The sequence below is a fragment of the Paenibacillus sp. URB8-2 genome (assembly GCF_013393385.1).
GTDB lineage: Bacteria > Bacillota > Bacilli > Paenibacillales > Paenibacillaceae > Paenibacillus_AQ.
This window is the reverse complement of the sequence record NZ_AP023239.1, coordinates 1,954,214-1,976,623: the sequence shown is the minus strand read 5'-3', so window position 1 is coordinate 1,976,623 and position 22,410 is coordinate 1,954,214. Positions and strand designations below refer to the sequence as shown.

General features: G+C 55.8%; 17 protein-coding genes. 3 read left to right on the top strand and 14 right to left on the bottom strand.

All coding sequences use genetic code 11. The features are described 5' to 3' along the window. Positions 1-27 precede the first annotated feature (27 nt). Entirely contained in the window at positions 28-795 is a 768-nt protein-coding gene (locus PUR_RS08970) for an HAD family hydrolase (RefSeq protein WP_179034943.1), read from the bottom strand. A 79-nt stretch (positions 796-874) separates the two neighbouring features. Further along, positions 875-1,612 (bottom strand): alpha/beta hydrolase, encoded by a 738-nt coding sequence (locus PUR_RS08965; protein WP_179037826.1) that lies wholly within the window; start codon positions 1,610-1,612, stop codon positions 875-877. Between the two features lie 205 nt (positions 1,613-1,817). On the opposite strand from PUR_RS08965, the gene PUR_RS08960 reads away from it, so the two are divergent. Continuing rightward, positions 1,818-2,903: an acyltransferase family protein gene (locus PUR_RS08960; RefSeq protein ID WP_232101784.1), complete on the top strand. Its 1,086-nt coding sequence runs from the start codon at positions 1,818-1,820 to the stop codon at positions 2,901-2,903. 370 nt (positions 2,904-3,273) lie between these two features. Further along, positions 3,274-4,959, top strand: coding sequence for a dihydroxy-acid dehydratase (gene ilvD, locus PUR_RS08955; RefSeq protein WP_179034942.1), 1,686 nt, complete (start codon positions 3,274-3,276; stop codon positions 4,957-4,959). A 171-nt stretch (positions 4,960-5,130) separates the two neighbouring features. Here ilvD and PUR_RS08950 read toward each other — a convergent pair whose 3' ends face one another. Further along, positions 5,131-6,468 carry a GH1 family beta-glucosidase gene (locus PUR_RS08950; RefSeq protein WP_179034941.1) on the bottom strand — a complete coding sequence of 446 codons (1,338 nt, stop codon included), beginning with the start codon at positions 6,466-6,468 and terminating at the stop codon, positions 5,131-5,133. 232 nt (positions 6,469-6,700) lie between these two features. Next, positions 6,701-8,083, bottom strand: a complete 1,383-nt coding sequence (locus PUR_RS08945; RefSeq protein WP_179034940.1) for a polysaccharide deacetylase family protein — start codon at positions 8,081-8,083, stop codon at positions 6,701-6,703. Between the two features lie 265 nt (positions 8,084-8,348). On the opposite strand from PUR_RS08945, the gene PUR_RS08940 reads away from it, so the two are divergent. Further along, positions 8,349-9,542: an AI-2E family transporter gene (locus PUR_RS08940; protein ID WP_179037825.1), complete on the top strand. Its 1,194-nt coding sequence runs from the start codon at positions 8,349-8,351 to the stop codon at positions 9,540-9,542. Here PUR_RS08940 and PUR_RS08935 read toward each other — a convergent pair. The 10 genes from PUR_RS08935 to alaS all read right to left on the bottom strand — a co-directional run bounded on the left by PUR_RS08935 (position 9,508) and on the right by alaS (position 22,157). Continuing rightward, positions 9,508-11,355 carry a peptidoglycan D,D-transpeptidase FtsI family protein gene (locus tag PUR_RS08935; protein ID WP_179034939.1) on the bottom strand — a complete coding sequence of 616 codons (1,848 nt, stop codon included), beginning with the start codon at positions 11,353-11,355 and terminating at the stop codon, positions 9,508-9,510. The two genes, PUR_RS08940 and PUR_RS08935, sit on opposite strands and share 35 nt — an antisense overlap. 276 nt (positions 11,356-11,631) lie before the next feature. Next, complete coding sequence (locus tag PUR_RS08930) at positions 11,632-13,689, bottom strand: methyl-accepting chemotaxis protein (protein WP_179034938.1); 2,058 nt, start codon at positions 13,687-13,689, stop codon at positions 11,632-11,634. A gap of 490 nt (positions 13,690-14,179) precedes the next feature. Further along, positions 14,180-15,505 (bottom strand): peptidase U32 family protein, encoded by a 1,326-nt coding sequence (locus tag PUR_RS08925; protein WP_179034937.1) that lies wholly within the window; start codon positions 15,503-15,505, stop codon positions 14,180-14,182. A 38-nt stretch (positions 15,506-15,543) separates the two neighbouring features. Further along, positions 15,544-16,476, bottom strand: coding sequence for a peptidase U32 family protein (locus tag PUR_RS08920; protein ID WP_179034936.1), 933 nt, complete (start codon positions 16,474-16,476; stop codon positions 15,544-15,546). Between the two features lie 115 nt (positions 16,477-16,591). Further along, the gene (mltG, locus tag PUR_RS08915; protein ID WP_232101783.1) at positions 16,592-17,653 is read right to left on the bottom strand and encodes an endolytic transglycosylase MltG; all 1,062 of its coding nucleotides are present in this window, start codon (positions 17,651-17,653) and stop codon (positions 16,592-16,594) included. A gap of 163 nt (positions 17,654-17,816) precedes the next feature. Then, a complete protein-coding gene (locus PUR_RS08910) occupies positions 17,817-18,122 on the bottom strand; it encodes a DUF1292 domain-containing protein (protein WP_179034934.1) in 306 nt (101 codons plus the stop codon). After that, positions 18,115-18,423: a DUF1292 domain-containing protein gene (locus PUR_RS08905; protein ID WP_124694779.1), complete on the bottom strand. Its 309-nt coding sequence runs from the start codon at positions 18,421-18,423 to the stop codon at positions 18,115-18,117. The genes PUR_RS08910 and PUR_RS08905 overlap by 8 nt, the downstream gene beginning before the upstream one ends. Before the next feature lie 13 nt (positions 18,424-18,436). Further along, complete coding sequence (gene ruvX / locus PUR_RS08900; RefSeq protein WP_179034933.1) at positions 18,437-18,853, bottom strand: Holliday junction resolvase RuvX; 417 nt, start codon at positions 18,851-18,853, stop codon at positions 18,437-18,439. Then, on the bottom strand, positions 18,850-19,125 hold the full coding sequence (locus tag PUR_RS08895) for an IreB family regulatory phosphoprotein (protein WP_124694781.1): 276 nt from the start codon (positions 19,123-19,125) through the stop codon (positions 18,850-18,852). The genes ruvX and PUR_RS08895 overlap by 4 nt, the downstream gene beginning before the upstream one ends. 401 nt (positions 19,126-19,526) lie before the next feature. Continuing rightward, complete coding sequence (gene alaS / locus PUR_RS08890; protein WP_179034932.1) at positions 19,527-22,157, bottom strand: alanine--tRNA ligase; 2,631 nt, start codon at positions 22,155-22,157, stop codon at positions 19,527-19,529. Positions 22,158-22,410 lie beyond the last annotated feature (253 nt).

The window sequence follows — 22,410 nt, the reverse complement described above, 5'->3', positions numbered from 1 at the left end:
GCTACCATCCTTTCTGTTCTTATAGAGTTATAGCGAAACGGATAACTGGGTAAAATCGCGGACGACGATATCGGCGTCCGTCAAATGCTCCGCCGTCCCCGCCGCCGATGATATGCCGATAGCCAGGCGAAGTCCGGCTCCCCTGCCCATCTGCATGTCGGCGTTGCTGTCGCCGATGACGACCGTCTCCTCGGGCAGGGCGCCCAGCTCCCGGCAGGCGGTTTCAGCCATTTCCGGGGCTGGCTTTCCCTTACGCACTCTGTCCCTCGTCACCACCGAGCCGAAATAGCCGGAAATTCCGAGCCACTCTAGATGCTCGGCCGTCGTCTGCGATTCATCCGACGTGACCACGCCCATCCGCAGTGAAACCTCTTGACATTGCCTTAGAAAAGGAAGCAGCCCGGGCAGAGGCCTTGCGGAGCGGCGCTCGCGCAGCCCGTTCATCGCATCCTTGGCGATGCCCATTACCCGCGTTACCGCATCATTCCAGGGAACGCCCGCGGCATAGAACTGCCAGGCCAGAATCCCGTAGGTCTGCTCCACCGTCGCCATCGGGAGAGGCCCGCCGGGATCGTAGCCGGTGATCCGGCCTTTAGCATCCTGAACGGTGCCGAGCAGCAGGCTTTTGTCGCCCGTAAAGCCCGAACCGGCCAGGGCCAGATGAGTTTCCATATCGCGAAGCACCGATTCGGCCCATGTCCCCCACATCTCCATCAGATCCAGCAGCGTGCCGTCCTTGTCGAACAGGATGGCTTTGCAGGGCACCGAAATGCCGTTTACGTGCAATAGAGGCACTTTCGTTTCTCCCTTCGTCCGTATGTACTGCGGCCCCGCATCCCGGATGCCGCAGCCGAAGCTGACGGTAAATCCGGGATTACCGTAAATTGCTCATCCAATCAAGCAGTGCCTGAACCGTCTGCCCCTGCTGTTCACTCTCGGAAATCGTCGCCTCTCCGTCTCCTTTTTGAGGGCCGTAGCTGCCGAACTGGGCGTGGTTGCCGCCTTCCAGCGAGTAGTACACGGTGCTGTCCGGCAGGTAGGCCCTGCCCTCACGGTACTTTTTCCGGTCCAGCACCTTGTCCTCCGTGCCAAGCACCGACAGCACAGCCAGCGTCGTCGACTTCAGGCTCCCTTTTTCGTCGGGATAGGAAGCCAGAAGGAACACACCGGCCAATTCGTCCGGATGCTTGGCGGCAAACCGCGCAGCCATAACGCCACCCAGCGAATGTCCGCCCAGCACAAAAGACAGCTTGGGATGCACGCGGATAATGTCCTCCGCCGCATCGCTTCGGGTCAACGCGAGATTGAGCGGCATGCGGGCGATGTAGACCGGATGTCCGGCTGCGGCCAATCCTCTGGCAAGCGGCGCATAAGCTTCGGCCTTCACCAGACCGCCGGGATAGAAAATGACGCCTGTACCGCTCGCGGCTGAAGGTTCAAGGGAAATCCAGTTGTCGTTCAGCTCCACAGTGATTCCCTTCCCGGAGACGAGAGCCGTTTCGGCCTGGCCTATCGGGGCGTAAGGCTTCAAATAGACCCAGAGAGCCAACGCCACAGCCGCAATGAACGCCAATACCAATAGTGCAAAACCGCGCTTCGTACGAGTTTCAATCAATTTGTCCACTCCCGGATATACCGCATACGACGCTTTTATTCTTAAGGAAAATTATAGAGGAATCGCCACAAGCAAACAACCTTCAACAATTTGCCACAATCGGACTTGCCGATAGCTTCACAATAGTAAACAAAGTCACAACCGTTTGAGGAGAAAATACGTATTTTAAAATTAAAATAATGGAATGAGAGCCGGTGGAAGTATGAAGGGCCAATCGTTGGAGGATCGGGGAGAAACCTTTTTTCTGAATCTTCGGTTTATGCTGATTGTCACCGTTTTTGTCGGCAACGCCATAGAGCCAATAACCCCTGAAATGGGTGGTCTGCACAGCCTGTATTTGTGGATTTTCAGCTTCCATATGCCGTTGTTCGTACTGGTTACCGGATATTTTGCCAAAAACAGCCTGACAGGCGCTGCGGGACGAAAGTTGCTGCTGCAGATCAGCATGCAATACCTTATTTTTCAGAGCCTTTACTCCCTGCTTGATGCAACCGTTTTCCGTGTGGGCGGCATTCACCATTCCTTCTTTGCGCCCTATCTTCTGCTCTGGTTTCTGGCGAGCCACGCCATGTGGCGGCTGCTGCTTCTCGGTATGCGCAGATGGAAGGCGCCCTGCCAGTTGGCCTTCGCCGCCGCAGCGGGCATAGCCGTCGGTTATTTGCCGGTGGACGGCATTTGGTTCAGCATCAGCCGCACCTTTGTATATCTCCCTTTCTTTATTATAGGCTATCACCTTTCGTTCGCCGCCGTCGCCCGTCTGTTTGTACCCGGAGTAAAAATCGCCGCCGCCCTGTTCTCCGCTGTGCTGCTGGCTATCCTGTCGACTGGCGCTGCCGGGAATATACCTGCCGGATGGCTGTACGGCAGCATGACTTACACCCAGCTTGGGGCCGAGCATTGGTACGCCGGACTGTACCGGCTTGCGCTCTACGGCCTCCAGCTCGCGTCCTCCCTCGCTTTTCTCGGTCTGGTGCCGCTTAGGGAGGGCCGGATGACCAGCCTGGGGCGGCGCACGCTGTACGTCTTCCTGCTGCACGGACTGATCGTCCGCTTCGCTGCGGCATCCGGCATCTATTCTTATCTGAGCAACCCTGCCGGTGCTGTTCTCGTTCCGGCCGCCGCCGTCCTGCTTACCCTGCTGCTCGCCCAACCCTTCGTCAAGAGTGCGCTGCATCCCCTTGTGGAGCCTGGAATCGAGCCGGTTCTTTCCCTTCACCGCATGCTTCACCGTCCTCTTCACCGCCTGCTTCGCCGTCCGGCCTCCAAACCGGCAGCGAACGATCAATGATCCTAAAGGTCCTTGGCCCGCATTGCGGGCTTTTTTGATATTTCCAGAAGGATCAGCTGCGTTCCTATCCTTGAAAGCCAATGCTCCGCAATGAGTGGCAAATTTTTACGCAGCCGTTTGCGGTAAACTTAACATCGCCCGGTAGAAAAAAACGGCCCTATGTGATAGACTCAACTAATAAATAAGCAAAGCCTGTCCTTCAGGCTGACTGCAGCCTTTATATTTTTATAGAAACAGCGTCGACCACCCTCTTCTATAGAGTTGGACCCTGTTCTTTCTATAAACCGCGGATTCGCGGCTCTTCAGAGAGCAGCGCGTTAATGCGGCAAAATACGGAATTACAATTGATTAAAAGGGGGAACTGTTTAAAATGGCAGCCAAGAAAATGCGTTCAGACATGATTACGAAGGGCTTCGACCGGGCTCCGCACCGCAGTCTGCTGCGGGCGGCCGGCGTGAAAGAAGAGGATTTCGGCAAACCGTTTATCGCGGTCTGCAACTCCTATATCGACATCGTGCCGGGTCATGTGCATCTCCAGGAATTTGGCAAAATCGTCAAGGAAGCGATCCGCGAAGCGGGCGGCGTTCCTTTTGAATTCAATACGATCGGCGTTGACGACGGTATCGCCATGGGACATATCGGCATGCGCTACTCGCTGCCCAGCCGCGAGATTATCGCCGACTCTCTGGAAACGGTCGTGTCCGCGCACTGGTTCGACGGCATGGTCTGCATCCCGAACTGCGACAAGATTACACCGGGCATGATGATGGGAGCCCTGCGGGTCAACATCCCGACCATCTTTGTCAGCGGCGGACCTATGAAGGCCGGCGTTGACAGCAAGGGCCGCAAGCTTTCGCTGACCTCCGTATTCGAAGGCGTCGGCGCGTACCAGGTCGGCAAGATCAACGAAGCGGAACTGACGGAGCTGGAACAATACGGTTGTCCGACATGCGGCTCCTGTTCGGGCATGTTCACCGCCAATTCCATGAACTGTCTTGCCGAAGCACTGGGTCTCGCGCTGCCGGGCAACGGAACGATTCTTGCCGTGGCGGAAGAACGCAAGGATTTTGTACGGAAGTCCGCCAAACAGCTGATGGAGCTGATCAAACTGGACCTGAAGCCGCGCGATATCGTGACCAGAGAATCGATCGACAACGCATTTGCCATGGACATGGCAATGGGCGGCTCCACCAACACGGTGCTGCATACCCTCGCGCTGGCGCAGGAAGCCGACATCGAATACCCGCTGGAGCGGATCAACGAAGTTGCCAACCGCACGCCGTACCTGGCCAAGCTGGCTCCTGCTTCGGACATCTTTATCGAGGACGTGGATCGTGCGGGCGGCGTCAGCGCCGTACTGAACGAACTGCTCAAGAAGCCGGGCACGCTGTTCGGCGACTGCATGACCGTTACCGGAAAGACGCTGGCCGAGAATGTCACCGGACATGAAATCCAGGATACAAGCGTTATCCATCCGCTTGACAACCCGTACTCCCAGGTCGGCGGATTGTCCGTGCTGTACGGCAACCTCGCTCCGGAGGGCTCCATCATCAAGGTCGGAGCGGTAGACCCGTCCGTGGGTGGCTACCACAAAGGTCCGGCCATCTGCTTTGACTCCCAGGAGGAAGCGCTGGAAGGCATCGCGGGCGGCAAGGTCAAAGAAGGCCACGTCGTCGTTATCCGCTACGAAGGTCCGAAAGGCGGACCGGGTATGCCCGAAATGCTTGCCCCGACCTCGCAGATCGTCGGCATGGGACTCGGCGCCAAGGTCGGTCTGATTACGGACGGCCGCTTCTCGGGCGCTTCCCGCGGCATCAGTATCGGCCATATCTCGCCGGAGGCGGCGGAAGGCGGACCGATCGCATTTGTACGGAACGGCGACATCATCGAGCTGGATCTGAACAACCGCAAAATCGAGCTGCTCGTCAGCGATGAGGAACTGGCGGTACGCCGTGAAGACTGGAAAGAGTTCGAGCCGAAGGTGAAGACGGGCTATCTCGCCCGGTACTCCAAGCTTGTTACCAACGCCAGCAAAGGCGGCGTACTGAAAATTTAATTCCCGCGCAGCCAGCGGTACAGACTGCCACAATTCAAGCAGCAATAAGCCCGGAAGGCGTTCGTCGATTGACGATGCCTTCCGGGCTTATTTTTTTGCCGATTCCCTTATGCCGGCAGCCTCCGCTCACACTTCGCGGTCGATTCGATCCATGAAATGCGCCTTTCAGCCTTAAACCTCGCCGGTTGTGATTACATCCTGATACCAATAAAAGCTGTCCTTGGGCGTACGGGCAAGCGTATCGTAATCCACATGAACCAGACCGAACCGCATGCTGTATCCGTAAGACCATTCGAAATTATCGAGCAGCGACCAGGCAAAATAACCTTTGACCGGAATGCCGTTTGCGATACTGCGGTGAAGCTGAAGCAGATGCTTGTACAGATAATCGATCCGCTTCTGATCCGCCACGATCCCCTTGTCCGGTCCGTCGTTGTAGCAGGCCCCATTCTCGGTAATGTAGATCGGTATATCGCCGTAACGGCCGTTAATATAGCTCAGTACCTTGTAAAAGCCTTCCGGATAAATCGGCCAGCCGATATCCGTCCGGTCGTAGCCCATGTCCACCGGTTCGCATGCCATAAGACCCGCGCTTTCTCCGTATTTCGCCACGGATCCGGTGTAATAATTGATGCCCAGGATATCGATTTTCTCATGGATAATTTCCATATCGCCTTCCAGTACAGGAACCTTCGCACCCTTCTCCCGGAACCATTTGACCAGGAAAGACGGATACTCGCCTTTAAACACCGGGTCCATGAACCATTCCACAAACCAGCCATTCTCCCGTTTACAGGCTTCCACATCCTTTTTCCGGCCGCTGTATGGCTCCATCCATGTTACGTTCGGTGCATAGCCGATCTCTCCGGGGATTCCCAATTCCCGAAATGTTCGAACGGCGCGTCCGTGGGCCAGCAGCAGATGATGGGAGACGGTAACAGCTAACTGCAAATCCTTATTGCCGGGCGCTTGTTGTCCAAGGTAATTGGACAGAAACGACACGCACCATGGCTCGTTCACCGTTAACCATTTCTTGATCTTGCCTCCAAGGCTGCGGAACAGCGTTTCGGCGTAAGCGGCAAACGCATCGACCGTGTCCCGGTTCTCCCATCCCCCCGCATCCTGAAGCGATTGCGGCAGGTCCCAGTGGTACAGCGTGCATACAGGCTCAATTCCGTTCTCTAGCAGAGCGTCAACCAAAGTCTCATAGAACGCGAGCCCCTTCGGGTTGAGCTCTCCCGCGCCTTCCGGAAAAATCCGCGGCCAGGCAATGGAGAACCGGTAAGCTTTAAGACCGAGGTCCTTCATCAAGGCGATATCCTCGCGGAACCGGTGATAGCTGTCGCAGGCGACATCTCCGTTGTCCATGTTCGCGACTTTGCCGGGAATGCGGACGAACGTATCCCAAATGGACATTCCCCTGCCGTCTTCATCGTATGCGCCTTCGATCTGATACGAAGCGGTGGCTGCGCCCCAGGCAAAATCCTGTGGAAACTGTACGGGTCTCATTAGCATGAACCTCCTGTTATCGTTAGGCTGACAATAATGAATACTTTCACACTTCTATATTACCTTTTAAAAGAGTCTATGAGAATGGACTAATAAATCAAAGCGCTGCCGGCGCCTTTCCATCCGAAACTAAATAAAAACCCTTTCCGTCAGGCGCCGTTAAATCCCGCCAAAGCGGGTCTGTTCACGTCTTCAAGAAAGGGATCGGTTATTTCGCCGGATGATTGCTAAATCAATGCGCATGAGCGCCGGGGAACTCGGCTTCCGCTATATCGGCTTCAAGTTCCGTTCCGGCATCCTGCCGTCTCCGGAGCTTTGCTCCGGTATATTTTTGTCCGTTGGCATCCAGCAGCTGCGATACCGGCATCAGGATGATCTTGGGAACAAGCGCTTCGCTGCGTTCCTTGAGCCGCGCTCCGCCCGCCGGGTGAATAACGCTCATAAGAATGCTGAGATAGAATTTCGTAAGGCTCGCAAACAGCCCTTTCGGCAGATCCTTAACGGTAAAGCCGAATTTCTCCGGCCCCCGGTTGATCATGGTGACTCCGTACAGCGCCTTGGCTTCCGAAAGAGATTCGTCTTCGGCGATGATTTCCGCTAGAAACGGCATTTCCTTATCCATCCGGCGAATCATCCGAATTGCGAGCTGGGCCGCCGACCGTGACCGCATGCCGAGCTCGAACAGCTGCCGGTTGTCGATATGAAGCTCGATGATTGGGTCGCCCTTGTTTAGCGTCGTTCCGTCATCCAGCGAAACCGTATGCCCCTGGTAGGGGCGCAGGCGGTAATGCAGGAAAGGCAGATCCGGCGTAACGGTCCGCAGGCGGAACAGGAAGTGAAAACACCGTTCCCAAAGGAGCCACAGTCCGACAAGCAGACGTTTGCCGAAGGACATCCGGGCCAGCGGGGATTTCTCGGCCGCCCTGATCATATCGTCGATCCGGATGCTGCTGAGCCCCCGGTCCTTGGCTTCTTCCAAGGTGCGTTCCAGCGCCGCCAGCATTTGCTCCGGCGCCTCGGGATCGGCCCCCAGCGTCAAGCCGCAGTCATGCAGCAGCATCACTTCGCCGGGATTCAGACGGGCCAGCATTTTTTCCGTCAGCCGCTCCACTCCGAGCTTCTTGCGCCAATCGCCGAACATGGCCGACCACAGCACGATTTTGACATGACGGCGCTTTGAGAAATCGAACAGATTGACGATGCCCCAAGGCGGACGGTAGTACGTGCTGCGCTCGCCGGTAATTCCGTAAATAATGTCGTCGGTGAGCTGAATCTGCTTGCGGACGGTGCCGGGGCGCATTAGCCAGTTGCTCTTGTGGACATAATTGTGAATACCGACCAGGTGGCCCTCCGTATGCATGCGGCGGATCAGTTCAGGGCAGCGCTCCGCGTGGGAGCCGACTACAAAAAAGGTAGCCTTGGCATTATACTTGTTCAGCAAATCAAGCAGCCTTGGCGTGTACTGCGGGTCAGGCCCGTCGTCGAAGGTAAGGGCAAAATCCTGCACTCCGATTCCTTTTCGAAAGACGCGGTAACCGAAGATCCGGCTGATTATGCCGGGAATAAAAGCATAAAATGATGAGATGTAGAATAACCAGAGCAGCAAAGTCTGCATTTTTCTTCCCCGCTTTTCTCTAAAGTTGACTTGAGAGCCGCTCTTTCGTCTGCTAGCTGACAGGCGGGAGACGGCCAAGTAGAGATGACTGCCGCGTAAACGGCGATATGGCAAGAAGAAGCGGCGGTGCCGTTCTTTAAAAACCGTTACTCCCCATTTTACCACAGCTGTTAAAGAAAAAGACGGTTTTTTGGTAAAATCGTGTACAATGGAAATCAGGTCTGTGAAAGAATGCCATCCCAATCGCAAAGGAGTCGTTAAATCCATGCTGCCGCTTTACAAAAAATATTGGCGTACCTTTTTCGATATCGGACTGCTCGTGCTTACCGTCTATCTAGTCATGTTCGCCTTCAGCAAGCTGTACCAAATGGCCGCTCCCGTGTTTTTGTCCTTTTTCGTATTTATGCTGATCGAACCTCTGGCGCGCTTCCTGAATCGCAGGGGGCTACCCAAGCCGTTCGCTTCCGCTATCTCCGTGCTGCTGTTCCTGATTCTGCTGCTCGGCACACTGTTCGGCGCCGGACTGCTGATTGCATCGCAGGCGCTGCAGCTTCAGGAAAATCTCCCCCATTATACATATGTGGTGCAGCAGCAATTTATGGAACTGACGACCTGGCTTCAGCAAAAAATAGCGAATCTTCCGCCCGACATCACCGACAAGCTGAACGGCTATTTCAAAACGGCTACCGATCTGCTGTCGGGTTGGCTGATTGTGTTATTTAAATATATGATCCGGCTTCTGGGCACGTTCTCCTCGTTTATGGCCAATTTCGGGGTCGCCATCATCCTCGCGTTCTTCCTGAGCATGGAGATCAAGGATTGGCGGCGGGTCGCGCATGATAAAATGCCGAAGACGTTCAAGACGGCTTATAGCTTCCTGCAGGGCAACGTCTTCAAAGCCATCGGCTACTATTTAAAAGCTCAGCTGATCCTGATTTCAATTACATTCGTCATTGTATTGGTCGGCCTGTTCATCCTTCGGACCGGAAATGAAATCACGATGGCGCTTGTCTGCGCGGTGTTCGACGTACTGCCGCTGCTGGGGGTATCGACGATTCTTATCCCCTGGATTGTCTATTTGTTCATCGTAGGCAGCACGCCGCTCGCAATCGGCCTTCTCGTCCTGCTGGCTGTCGTGCTGCTCGTCCGCCAGCTGCTGGAGCCGAAAATCACCGGCAATTCCATCGGCGTCTCTTCGGCGTTCCTGATGCTGTCCTTTGTTATCCTGTCGACTTCCGCCTTTGGCGTCGCAGGGCTGATTCTCTCGCCCATTCTACTGATTCTGCTAAAGGAGCTGCTGCAGCAGGGCTATCTCCAGAAGTGGATTTCGTTGCCGCAGGAGGAATTCATCGTTTCTCCGTTCGCATACGGAGATGGAAACGGGGATGCGCCGGGAGAGTCAGCCGCAGACAGCGATGCGGAGATCAGCTACCGGAAGGCTCCGCCAGAAGGTCCATGATCTCGCCGAACAGCCGGGTGGCGGTGTGGGGGCTCCCCGGAGCCGCGCTCTTGACCAGCACCGCCACCGCATACTGAGGCTGCTCCGCCGGACCGAAGCCAATGAACCATTGATTGTTGCGCCGGGCTCCCTTGACCAGCGTCTGCGCCGTGCCGGACTTGCCGGCAAGCGCCCAGCGCGCGCCGCGCAGCGACCGTCCGGTGCCTTCCGTCACCACCCGGCGCATCCAGGACCGCAGCTGCTTAGCGGTCCGCTCCGAGATGCGTCCTTCCGCGGCGGGAGCCAGATGCGGGGGCAGATCCATCAGTTTCTGCCCATTGGCAAAATTGACCTCGCGCAGGATTCGCGGGGCGCGAACCTCGCCGCCGTGCAGCAGCGTGACGACAAGGTTTGCCGCCTGCAGCGGGGTCACCATGGAGTCGCGCTGGCCGATGGCCGTCTGCACCCGGGCTCCCCCGTCATCGGGAGATAAGGTCCGAAAGACGGTCCCCCGTTGTTCGCCGGAGAGCGGCTGCAGCATTGGCTGGCCGAGAACCTGCTCCTGGCGCCAGCCGATGTCCCGGCCAAGGCCGAGCGCCAGCGCAGCCGACTGGAGCTGGCCTGCGGTCAGCCGCTCCGCGAGCGAAGCGAATACGTTGTTGCAGGACTGGGCAAAGCCCTGCTCCAGGGTGAGCGCTCCATGTCCGGCTTCCTTATGGCAGGACAATCCGTATCTGCCGTAGGCTCCATGGCAGTGGAACGTCTCGTCAGGCGAAGTTACTCCCGCTTCCAGCGCGGCGGCGGCGGTAACGATTTTGAAGATCGAGCCGGGTGCCGCCGCCTGGAGCGCGCGGTTATTCCACTCGCCTCCCTCTGGCGACACGTTGCCGGGATCGTAGAACGGCAGCGATACCATCGCCGTCACATCGCCCGTCCCGGCTTCCAGCACGACGACCGCTCCTTCCTTCACGCCGTTTCCGGCGGCCAGCCTTTCAATCTTGTCCTGAAGCTTCAGATCGACGGTTGTGTGCAGCGACAGCGGATAATAGGGATTGGACGGCGTCCGCACCGTCAATTCGCTGCCCGGCAGACGTTTCCCATCCGCGTCGACTCTGGCATAGACTTCGGTATGTCCGACACCCCGCAGCAGCGGCTCCAGCGTCTTCTCCAGTCCTGTCGTTCCTTCCATCGTTACGCGCAGACCGGAATCGTCATTTCCGCGGGATGCCGTTCTGCCGCCCTGCCCGCGGCTCTCCTTCTTCGGCCGGGCTTCGGACAAATGGCCTAGCCACTGCCGCCCGGTAAGGCTGCCGCCCGGTCTGCTCGCGAACGGCATAACCCGGACGCCGTCAATCTGAAGGCCGCCGATCTCGGCGGCCTGATCCGGCGTAAGCGCAAGCGGACCGCCGCCGGATTTCGCGGGCCACAGGAACGGCTGGACAAGCTTCTCTCTTTTTTCCTGAAGCTGTTTAAAGGGCACGCCGAGAATCGCAGCCAGACGGCGGAGAGAACGAAGAGAATCCGCATTCCCGGAGCCATCCGCTCCGCGCTGTTCTTCCTCCTGCGGATAAAAAGCCGCCGTCCAGACCGTTTCTCCGGCCAGCGGCAGTCCATGGCGGTCGTACAGCCGTCCCCGCCCGGTATCAAGCACAACCTCCCGCTCGCTCTGAATCTTGGACATTTTGGCGAGAGGATACTGCCCTCCCGGAACCCGGCGCCCGCTGATCACGAACTGAATCCAGGCGAGCCGCAGCGCAAGCAGAGCGAAGACCGAGGCAAGAAGAAACAGGGCAATATAGATTCGCTTGTTTCGTTGATGGCGTTTACTAAGCATCGGACTGCCTCCGGAGCGTAATTTTTCCCTATTATGTCCAGCGGCCACAAAAAGAATCCCCGCAGTCGGTTGTTTTCGCTTAGGATTCAAGAAGAAACGGCTTCGCCGTCCTCTGGAAGAGGAAGGCATCCGTCTCTCGTAAAAATATCAGGTTAAGGATAAGCGCGAAGCTTATACTTTCTTGATATTTCAAAAAAAACTCCGCACGATTAGTGCGAAGGCCTGGCTATTTTTCATATCAACATTGACTGCTGCCTTATATAAATTTTTCTGCTGTTAAACCTTGAACAGCGACAGCTTTTCCTTCAAATGACCGGAAACGCTTTCCAGGTTGGCCGACAGCATGACCAGCTGATCGCTCACATTTTGCTGCTCGCTGCTGAGCGACGCCACCTCCTCCGAGGTTGCCGACGACTGCTCTGCAACAGCGCTTACATTTCCCATCGCTTCCGACAATACCGTCTGCGAAGCTTTAAGACTGTCGATTGAAGCCGTTACCGATTGCAGGCTGGCAATGAAGCCATCCATCTGTTCACGGACCGATACAAAAATTTCACTGGTGTTCTTGACCGAATTCATCTGCTCCGCAAACATAGGCGTCACCTCTGACAGCACATCCACCGTTTCGTTCATTTCTGTCATGATCTTGTCGGTTATGTCCGCAACCAGCGCGATTGAGTTCTTCGATTGATCGGCAAGCGCCCGTATTTCGCCCGCCACCACCATAAAGCCCCGGCCGGCCGCGCCTGCGCGCGCCGCTTCGATCGTCGCATTCAGCGAGAGAATGTTCGTCTGCTGGGTAATATTTTTCATCACGTCAAGCACTTTCAGGACGGACAGAGCCGTCTGCTTCAGGTTGTCCACTTTATCGACGAGTGCCTTGGTCATCTGGCCCGTACGCCCCGTCTGCTTCAGCAGCTCCTCGAGCTGCTTCATCCCTTTGCCGCTGGATTCACCGACAATATGCGCCCTGTCATCCATTTCACGGTTGGAGAGAATGACCGCCTCCATTTGGACCGACAAGGCGTCGGTCAATGCATTTCCTTTCTCCGCTTCAAGCGCAAGACTGCCCGCTCCCTCGGCGATCTCTTCGGTTGCGGTCGCAATGTCCTTGGCGGAAACCGCCGTCTTCCGGGAAGCTTCCCCGAGCTCGCCTGCCGTCTCCAGCACATCACGGGCCGTTTCCGTCGTTTGGGAGACTAGCTCTGTAATACGTTCCATCATCAGATTAAAGGAAGCCGACAGCTGGCCGATCTCATCCGAGGATGTATACGGCGTGCGAACCGTCAAATCTCCCTTGGCGCCTTCGCCCATCAGATCCTTAAGCCGCGCGAGCGGACGGGCAATCATGCGCACCATCCATATTCCTACCAAGAGCGCAAGCAGGGCTGCCGCACCGGCGGCGATATATGTGGTGAAGAGGATCGGCTTCGCGTCCTTCACGAGCGCATCGGTCGGAACGATGCCCGTAAGCTTCCAGTCGGCTTTTGCGAGCGGGCTGAACACGGCCAGCAGGTCACGGCCCTTCGCGTCCCGGGTTTCGATGCTGCTATTATTGGCTTTGCTGTCTTTGATAAAAGCATGGGCCGACGCTTGTCCGTCCTCCTCTTTGACCGAGGAAGCGATTACGGTGCCTCCCGGAGAAACAAGCTGAATATGCGAGCCGTCCCCCAAATTTACGCTGCGGAAGGCGCTTTCAAGTACATCTTGTTTAATTTCAATCACAACGATGTAACCCGACGTGTCCCCCATATTCTGGAGCTTTCGCACAACGGCAATATTCGTGCTTTCCTTCACAACATCACTCACCGGAAACCAGTAAAACTTCGAACTGAAGGAGTCGCCGGCATACGTTGGTTTATAGGCTTCGGTATTGGCGACAATCTGCTTGTACCAGTCCTTGTCACGCATATCCTCCGCAATCAGCTTGGAGTTACCGCTTGTCATGACTTGCTCTTTAGTATTGTCCGGGATCAGCGAAAAGCTGATGATATTGGAATCCGCGGTCGTCTGATTGGTCAGCTTGTCGCCGATGTTATCCATCGCCACAAATTGATCATAGAATGATTTGGCGTTCTTCAGAGTGGAGATTTGCGCCTGAACCTCCGGATCAAAGAACAGCTGCAAAGCCAGTGTCTCGTACTGGTTCAAAATAATATCGAGCTTCTCGGCATTTTGAATAATCGTCTGGTGGTTTGCTTCGGACACATTATCCTTGATCGTATTCTTGGCTTTCGTATAAGACATTAATCCCAGGAACATAACCACGACGATTATGGACGATAAAAAAATAAGGAACAGCTTTACGCCGACCGACTTGGCGGGATTGACCATTCTGAATTGCCCTGCAGATTGGGGTAGAAACCGCTTCCATATCTGGCGTGACGTTGTTCCCGTAAACCTGCCGCTGGGCTTCTCTCTTGTCGTCAGGTTCTTGCCTGGCCGGCTTTCATCCCGCTGACCTTTCGCTAACCTTTCTTTGCGTTGAACTCGTTTTCTCTCTCTTTCAGCTTCTCCCATTCCTGATCACCTGCCTGATGAATTTGCATTACATTATGTAAGCGTTATCTTATATATCGGCAGACTGGTAGATATTTCTTATACCTTTCTACATTTTTTTTATGTCTATAGACCTACTCAACTTCCAAATTGTAATATTTAAGAAGAAACGGCTTCGCCGTCCTCTGGAAGAGGAAGGCATCCGTTTCTCGTAAAAATATCAGGTTAAGGATAAGCGCGAAGCTTATACTTTCTGATATTCTCAAAAAAAGAGCGAGTTCCCGCATTCCGGAAACCCGCCCGTTCTAAGCCTAAGCTTTCTTTGTTATTTCTTCTTCCGCATCATATCAAAATAAGCCACCGGCTGCTCGACCTTCATCCGGATGCGCTGCAAAGGATGACGCGCGGCGTCCAGTACAGTGCCTTCCTCATCCCGCAGCTCGCCCACAATCTGCTTAAAAGGGCTGCGGTCCGGTCCGAAGAATTCGACTTCCTGGCCCGGTTTGAAATGATTGCGCTGCTGAATCAGTGCTGTCCCCGTCTCCGCGTCATAGTCCAGCACAAGGCCGGCAAAATCAAACGGAGCGGCCTTTTCTTCCGGCTCGTATATATGATCCTCATGATCAGGCGTATCGTAGAAAAATCCCGTGTTCAGCGGACGGTTGGCGGCTTTGTTCAGCTCATCCATCCATTCCGGCTTCAGCTCGTAATGCTCGGGATCGGCCATATACGCGTCGATTGCCTTCCGGTAGGCATTGACCACGGTAGCTACATAGTGGATCGACTTCATCCGCCCTTCGATTTTGAAGCTGTCGATCCCCGCCTCGATCAGATCGGGAATGCTACCCAGCATACACAGATCCTTGGCGCCCATCGTAAACGGATTGTCCTCCGGCTGATGCAGCGGAAGCTGCGTTACGCCCGGAACAAGGCGCTGCGGCGGCTGTCCAGCGCTTTGTTCTTCGGAGACCCAGACTTCACCTTCGCGCGCATCCTCGAACAAATCGTACTTCCATCGGCAGGACTGGCAGCAGCCCCCCCGGTTCGAGTCGCGGTCCGTAAAATGGTTGGACAGCACGCAGCGGCCGGAATACGAGGAGCACATCGCTCCATGAATAAAAGCCTCAATTTCGATGTCGACATGCTTCTTGATCTCCGCGATCTCCTCAAGGCTCGTTTCGCGGCCCAGTACGACGCGCGGCAGCCCCTCTTCCTTCCAGAAGGACACGGCCTGCCAGTTCAGCGTAGACTGCTGGGTGCTGAGGTGCACCTCCAGACCGGGGACGGTCCGCAGGGCAATGTCCACAATCGCGGGGTCCGCCACAATAATGGCGGCGATGCCGACCTCATGCAAATTGCGCAGGTACTCCTCGATCCCGGCGATATCCTCGTTATGAGCGTAAATATTCGTCGCCACAAATACTTTGGCGCCGTATTTTTTGGCGAATTCCACACCCTCGCGCATTTCCTCGAAGCTGAAGTTATCCGCATTCGAGCGCAGGCCGTATTTCTGCCCGCCAATATATACCGCATCCGCGCCGTAATGCACGGCGAATTTCAATTTTTCCAGATTGCCCGCCGGAGCCAGGAGCTCCGGTTTGTCCAAGCGGTAACGCTTGCCTTTGTATTGCGGCTTGGCCACAGTGTTCATACCTTTTCTCCTCTCCTTTTGTCCAAAAAATTAGATGTTCAATAAACCTGCTCCTTGTAAAAGAAGCCGAAGGTCAGCTCCCGCTCCGGGTCCTGAAGCGCCCGGACTTCATCCAGCCACTCCTCCCGGAAGGTATAACCCGCAGGGTCCGCCGCATAGGCGTCGATCGCCTGGCGGTAAGCATTGACTGCCGCAACGTTGTAAACCGTCGGCTTCAGCAGCCCTTCTATTTTGAAGCTGTGTACGCCGGCCTCCATCAGCACATGCAAATCTTCCATAATGCAAATATCGTCCGAGCTCATAATATGGGTGCCGTTTCCGTCCTCGTAAATCGGAAATTTCTCGTCAGGCCGTTCCGCCTCGATCAGGAACAGGCCGCGTTCCTTCCCAAGGCTTCCGCCAGTGATCGGACGTCCCTGATGAGCCATATAGCTCTCTACAAGCTTTCGCTTGGAGTGATAAATATTGGTCATGCCGTGAACCTGAACCTGGGCCTCCACCTCAAGCTTCGGCACCATTTCCGTGATCTCGTCCATATTCAGCTCCCGGGCGAGAACAACGCGGGAAGCGCCTTTGCTCCCCCAGTAATTGGCCGTCGCGAAATTCGTCGACGTCATCTCCGCGTTCCAGTGAAGCTTAAAGCCAGGCGCCTCGCGCCGGGCCGCGGCCAGCACGGCCGGATCGCCGAACTCGGCCGCATCCACGCCGATCTCCGCGATGGCCTTGATATAAGCCGGAAGCTCGTCCAGCAGCCGGTTCGGCATCAGTCCTCCGAGCCCGGCATATACTTTGCGGCCGCGCGCATGGGCCATCTCCACGGCTGCCGCCGTATCTTCCAGGCTGAAATGTCCCGCCAGCCGCATACCGAACCGATCGTCGCCGATGAGCAGCGCGTCGGCTCCGGCATCCAGCAGCGCGGCTGCTTCCGTAAGGGAAGCGGCCGTCGCCAGCAGCTCCGGTTTGCTCTTCATCGTGTACCCTCCTGTCATGCCGTCCTGGCAGTAATGCCCCCGGACAGCATCCTCTATTGTTAGCTTGCTATTCGCCTATACTCTCCATATATTCCGGCGGGAAACGATATCCTCCCTATGAGGATGTCTCCTTCGCCCCTTCTTGGCTTATTTTGATATTGGATAAATGTTCCTTGTACGTCTTGGCGAACAAATGGGCGTGAGTTCCATCCTTTTTCGTTACATAGAAATAATAATCCGAAGCCTTCGGCTCAAGGGCCGCTTTAATGGAGGCCAGTCCGGGGTTGCAGATCGGTCCCGGCGGCAGGCCCGTATTGCGATACGTATTGTATGGACTCTTGACTTCAAGGTCTTTATACAGCAATCGTTCTTTCTGGCGGCCCAGCAAATACTGGACGGTGGCGTCAATCTCCAGCTTTTGTCCCTTCTTCAGCCGATTGTATATAACGCCAGCTACAAGCGGACGCTCGCTGTCCACAACGACTTCACGCTCCACAAGCGAAGCGACGGTCAGCAATTCATGCAGAGTCATTCCGCGGTCTTTAAGCCGGGTCTGCCACTCGGGAATGCCGTCCAGCTTCTTTTGCAGCTCCTCCATCAATTTCTCGACAACTTGCTGGGGTGTGCTCTCCTTCACCAGCTCATACGTCTCCGGAAACAGATAGCCCTCCAGCCGGTGACGCAAATCCTGATCCTGCGGGACGCCTAGAATCTCCGTCTCCTTAAGGCCCTCCCCTTTGTCCATCAGCGACAAAAAGACGGAAGCTTCCTTGCCCCACGCTTGAGCCAGCCTGTCCGCAATCTGCTCCGCCGTGTACCCTTCCGGGATGGTAAAGACGACCGTTTCCTTCTTCACTACGTCTCCCCCGTTGAGCCGGACAATCAGATTGTCATACGTTGCGCCGGGCGCGGCGCTGTAGGTTCCCGCCTTGAACTGCGAGCCTTCGTTCGTCCACTTCAAATAGCCTTTAAATAAAAAAGCGCTGCGGATAATGCCGTTTTTCTCTAACAGGTCGGCGATTTCCGAGCTGCCCATTCCCTTTTGTACAGTAAAGTTTACGGCAGGGCCTGACGGCTCCACCGGCTTCATACCGTTCCATACGTACCAGACTCCTCCTCCCGCCGCAATGATCAACAGCAGCAGGACAATCAACAGATTGCGGATGGCGGATTTCAATCGTTCTCCTCGCTTTCCGACTATAAATATAAAATTGTATTCATTTAAATTCAATAGATATTTTAAAAAATAATCATGCAAAAGGAGCGCGGAATGCTCCGCCCTCCCCTGCATGTGGCTGCGGCAGCCGGCCCGAGGACCGAAAGCGGCAAGCCGTATATGCTTACACTTCGTCGTCTGGAAAAGTCAGCTCGTCGTAAAGCTCCGAGACATCTTCCCATTCGTCGTCGTCTTCAATACTTTCAAGCTCCGGCAGGCCATCCGGGGAAACGAGCACCCGCAGGATTTCCTGTTCTCCGTCCTTATCCGACTCTTTCAGCACCGCATATCCGCGGCCTTGCACTTCAAATTCGGCGATGATCTCGTATACGGAAGCTTTGCCGTTCTCGTCTTCCAGTTCAACGGTCTCTCCATAGGCGTCCTTCAGCCTGGAGGTCCATATGACCTGGCCGGCAGAAAACTCAGTCATTCTCCGCTCCCCCGTCCAGCTCGTCGACCAGAGTGTTGAAGGTCTCTTCGACAATCGCCCACTCCTCGTCATCCTCGATCATGAACAGCTGCAGATCGTCTCCGTCTTCTTCATAGCGGAATGCGTATACCTCGTCGGCTTCTTCGTCCTCGGAATCGAGCGGAACCACCATCATATATTTGGAATCGGAGCCGTCAACCTCAAACTTCATGATAACCTCGAATTCCTCTTCGTTGCCTTCGTCATCGGGAATATAAATAATTTCCGGTTCCTCATCCATGCCGATCTGCTCGTTTGCCATGTGTGCGCACCCCTCACCTTTTACTGTTAGCATCCAAATAATTTTGCAAAATCAGAACCGCGGCCATTTTATCCACAATTCCTTTGCGCTTCTTACGGCTGACATCGCCTTCAATCAGCACCCGCTCCGCGGATACCGTCGTCAGGCGCTCATCCCAAAGGTGTACGGGCAAATTCAGCGTCTCCCGCAGCACATTTGCAAATTCAATGCAAATCTCGCCGCGAGGACCCACTGTGCCGTTCATATTCTTGGGCAGGCCGACCACAACCTCGGATACTTCGTACTCCTCGATCAGGTGACGAATTCGCTCCAGTTCGCTTCCGTCCCGGCGGCGTTCGATGGTTTCCAGTCCCTGAGCGGTCCATCCAAAAGCATCGCTTACGGCTGCGCCGATCCGGCGATCCCCGTAATCCAGACCAAGCTTCCTCATTTGACCTTATCCGCCGGCTGATTGGCAAGGTAGAACCGGACCAGCTCTTCAATCAGCTCGTCACGTTCTTTCCTCCGGACCAAACTTCTCGCATTGTTGTGGCGCGGAATATAAGCCGGATCACCGGAAAGAAGATAACCTACAATCTGGTTGATCGGATTATAATCCTTCTCCAACAGGGCGTTGTGAACGGTAAGCAGGATCTCGCGGGGAGATGCCTCTTTTTCGTCGCCCTTCACATTGAATTTGACCGTTTTGTCCATGGAGTCCATCTGTGACACCTTCCTCCTGCGCAGCCGATTTTAAAGCGGCACTCGCAAAGTTGCTGTATTACTGATTTATATCTGTCCCCATAATAACATATTCACGGCCAAACAAGAAAATCCTGCCGTAATATAGCGTTTTTTTGGGATTTCGCCTTCAAACCCCGCAATAATAACAATGGGATGTGAGCAGAAGACATGAAAAAGCGCAAAACTTGTCCTGCGGGGCCGTGAGCCCCGTCATCCCGCAGGCCCGACGTCTCCGGCGAAAGGGCGAACCATTCGCCTGCAAGTCTCCAGGCCGCCTGTTCTGGGAACCCCGCGTGCTGCTCCGACACGGTTTAGGCACGCTCAAGTTTGTCCTTTCGCCGCTCCCTGCAGGATGCGGCGAAGGACGGTCCAGCCGCTCTCTAGCCCTGAGCGGCTACCAGTTCTTCCGCCTTTGCCAGCGCGGCGGCCAGCTTGGAGGCGTCCTTGCCGCCTGCCTGCGCCATATCCGGACGGCCGCCTCCGCCTCCGCCGCATACCGCGGCGACTTCCTTGACCAGCTTGCCGGCATGGTAGCCCTGCTTCACCAGCGACTGCGGTACCGCGACGACAAAGTTCACCTTGTCGTCCATGGCGGCGCCCAGCGCGATGACTGCCGTCGGGAGCTTTGCCTTCAGCTCGTCGGCCATCGACCGCAGCGCGTCCATGCTGCCCGCCTGCACGGCAGCCGTCAGCACCTGAACGCCGCTGCCGACTGTCTTCACGCTGCCCGTCAGTTCGGCCGCTGCCGCTGCGCTGAGCTTGGACTGCAGCGACTCATTTTCGCGCGTAAGCTCGCGAACTTGGCCGCTCAAGCCCTCGATGCGCTTCGGCACATCCGGAAGCGAGGATTTCAGCAGCGCAGCGGCCTGCTTCAGCACGTCGAGCTGGCTCTCCGTGTGCTGGTAAGCGTAACGGCCGGTCACCGCTTCGATCCGGCGCACGCCGGAGCCGATGCCGCTCTCGCTGACCAGCTTGAAAATGCCGATCTGCGACGTGTTGCCTACATGACAGCCGCCGCACAGCTCAAGGCTGTAGTCGCCGACCTGCACCACACGGACGATATCGCCGTATTTCTCGCCGAAAAGCGCCATCGCTCCCATCGCTTTGGCTTCGTCGATCGGTTTGTTCTCGATTACGACATCCAGTCCGCGCCAGATCTGCTCGTTGACCTTATGCTCGATTTCGGTCAGCTCTTCCGGCGTAATCGCGCCGAAATGCGAGAAGTCGAACCGCAGGCGCTGCCCTTCCACAAGCGAACCCGCCTGGTTAACGTGGCCGCCAAGCACTTCCTTCAGCGCTTTGTGCAGCAGGTGGGTTGCCGTGTGATTCTTCACAACATCCTCGCGTTCCGCCCGGTCCACTTCGGCGCGGACCGTATCGCCTACTCTCAGCTCACCGGATTCCACGGTCACGAGATGGACATGCTGGCCGCGCGGCGCCTTGAAGAGCCCGTTCACCTTGGCTGTAACCGCACCGCCCGTCAGCACGCCATGGTCGCTTACTTGACCGCCGCTTTCGGCGTAGAACGGAGTCGACTCCAGAATAACCTGCGCTTCCGCGCCCTCGCCGGCGGTATCCACTAACTCGTCGCCAACCAGAATTGCTGCGATTTTCGATTCGGTTACGAGGTCATTATATCCAACAAATTCACTTTTAATCGTCAGTTCGGACAGCGCACCTCCCTGTACCTTCATGCTGCCGCTGTCGTGGCGGGCCGCTCTCGCCCGGTCGCGCTGCTCCTGCATCGCCGCATCGAACCCTTCGCGGTCGACCTTCAGCCCCTGCTCGGCGGCGTAGTCTTCCGTCAGGTCGAACGGGAAGCCGTACGTGTCATACAGCTTGAACGCGTCCGCTCCGCTGATCACATCCACGCCGTTCGCTTTCGCCCGGTCGCTGATTTCACCCAGAATCGCCAGTCCGTCGGACAGCGTTTCATGGAAGCGTTCTTCTTCCGTACGGATGATTTTGGCGATATATTCACGGTTCTCAACCACAGTCGGATAATAAACGCCCATAATCTCGCCCACAACGCTTGTCAGCTCGTACATGAACGGCCGATCGAGGCCCAGCGTCTTCCCGTAGCGCACCGCGCGGCGAAGCAGGCGGCGGATAATATACCCGCGTCCTTCATTGGAAGGGAGCACGCCGTCGCCGACCGCGAAAGTCACGGTACGGATATGGTCGGCAATAACTTTCAGCGCGATATCCTGCTCCAGGTTGTCCTTGTAATTCACGCCGGCAAGCTTGGCCGTTGACTGAATAAGCGGCTGGAACAAATCGGTGTCGAAGTTCGAATCCACGTCCTGAAGGATCGAGGCGAAACGCTCCAGACCCGCGCCGGTATCGATGTTCTTGTTCGGAAGCGGCGTGTAGCTGCCGTCCTTGTTATGGTTGAACTGCGAGAACACCAGATTCCATACTTCCAGGTAGCGTTCATTCTCGCCGCCCGGGTACATTTCCGGGTCCGACATGTCACTGCCGTAGGCTTCGCCGCGGTCGTAGAAGATTTCCGTGCAGGGCCCGCACGGCCCTTCGCCGATATCCCAGAAGTTGTCCTCGAGCTTGATGATGCGCTCTGCGGGCAGTCCGATTTTTTCATTCCAGAACTTGAACGCTTCTTCATCCTCGGGATAGACGGTAACCGCCAAACGGTCCGGATCGAAGCCGATCCACTCCTTGCCCGTCAGAAACTCCCAGGCCCAGGTAATCGCTTCTTCCTTAAAGTAGTCGCCGATGGAGAAGTTGCCCAGCATTTCAAAAAATGTATGGTGCCGGCGCGTCTTGCCGACGTTCTCGATGTCGTTCGTGCGGATACACTTCTGCGAGTTGGTGAGGCGCGGATTCTCCGGCTTCACCCGGCCGTCAAAATAAGCTTTAAGCGGCGCCATCCCTGCGTTAATCCACAAAAGCGATGGGTCGTTGTGGGGAACAAGAGACGCACTGGGCTCGATTTTATGGCCTTTTCCCGCAAAAAACTCCAGCCATTTGGAACGGATTTCACTAGCTTTCATCTAAATACAGCTCCCGTCGATTGAAGTTTAAGAGGAAACATAAATATCAGGTCAAGGATAAGCATTCCGCTTGTCCTTACCGAGATTTTGAAAAGGAAAATAAAAACGCCCCTGAATAAATTCAGGGACGATTAATATCGCGGTACCACCCTGGTTATCGCCCATTAGCGTCCCGGCATCTTGTAAGATGCTTCAGACACGCTGCAGTCGAGCGATCGCCTTGTTACGGCCGTTAACGGGACCATCCGGCGGG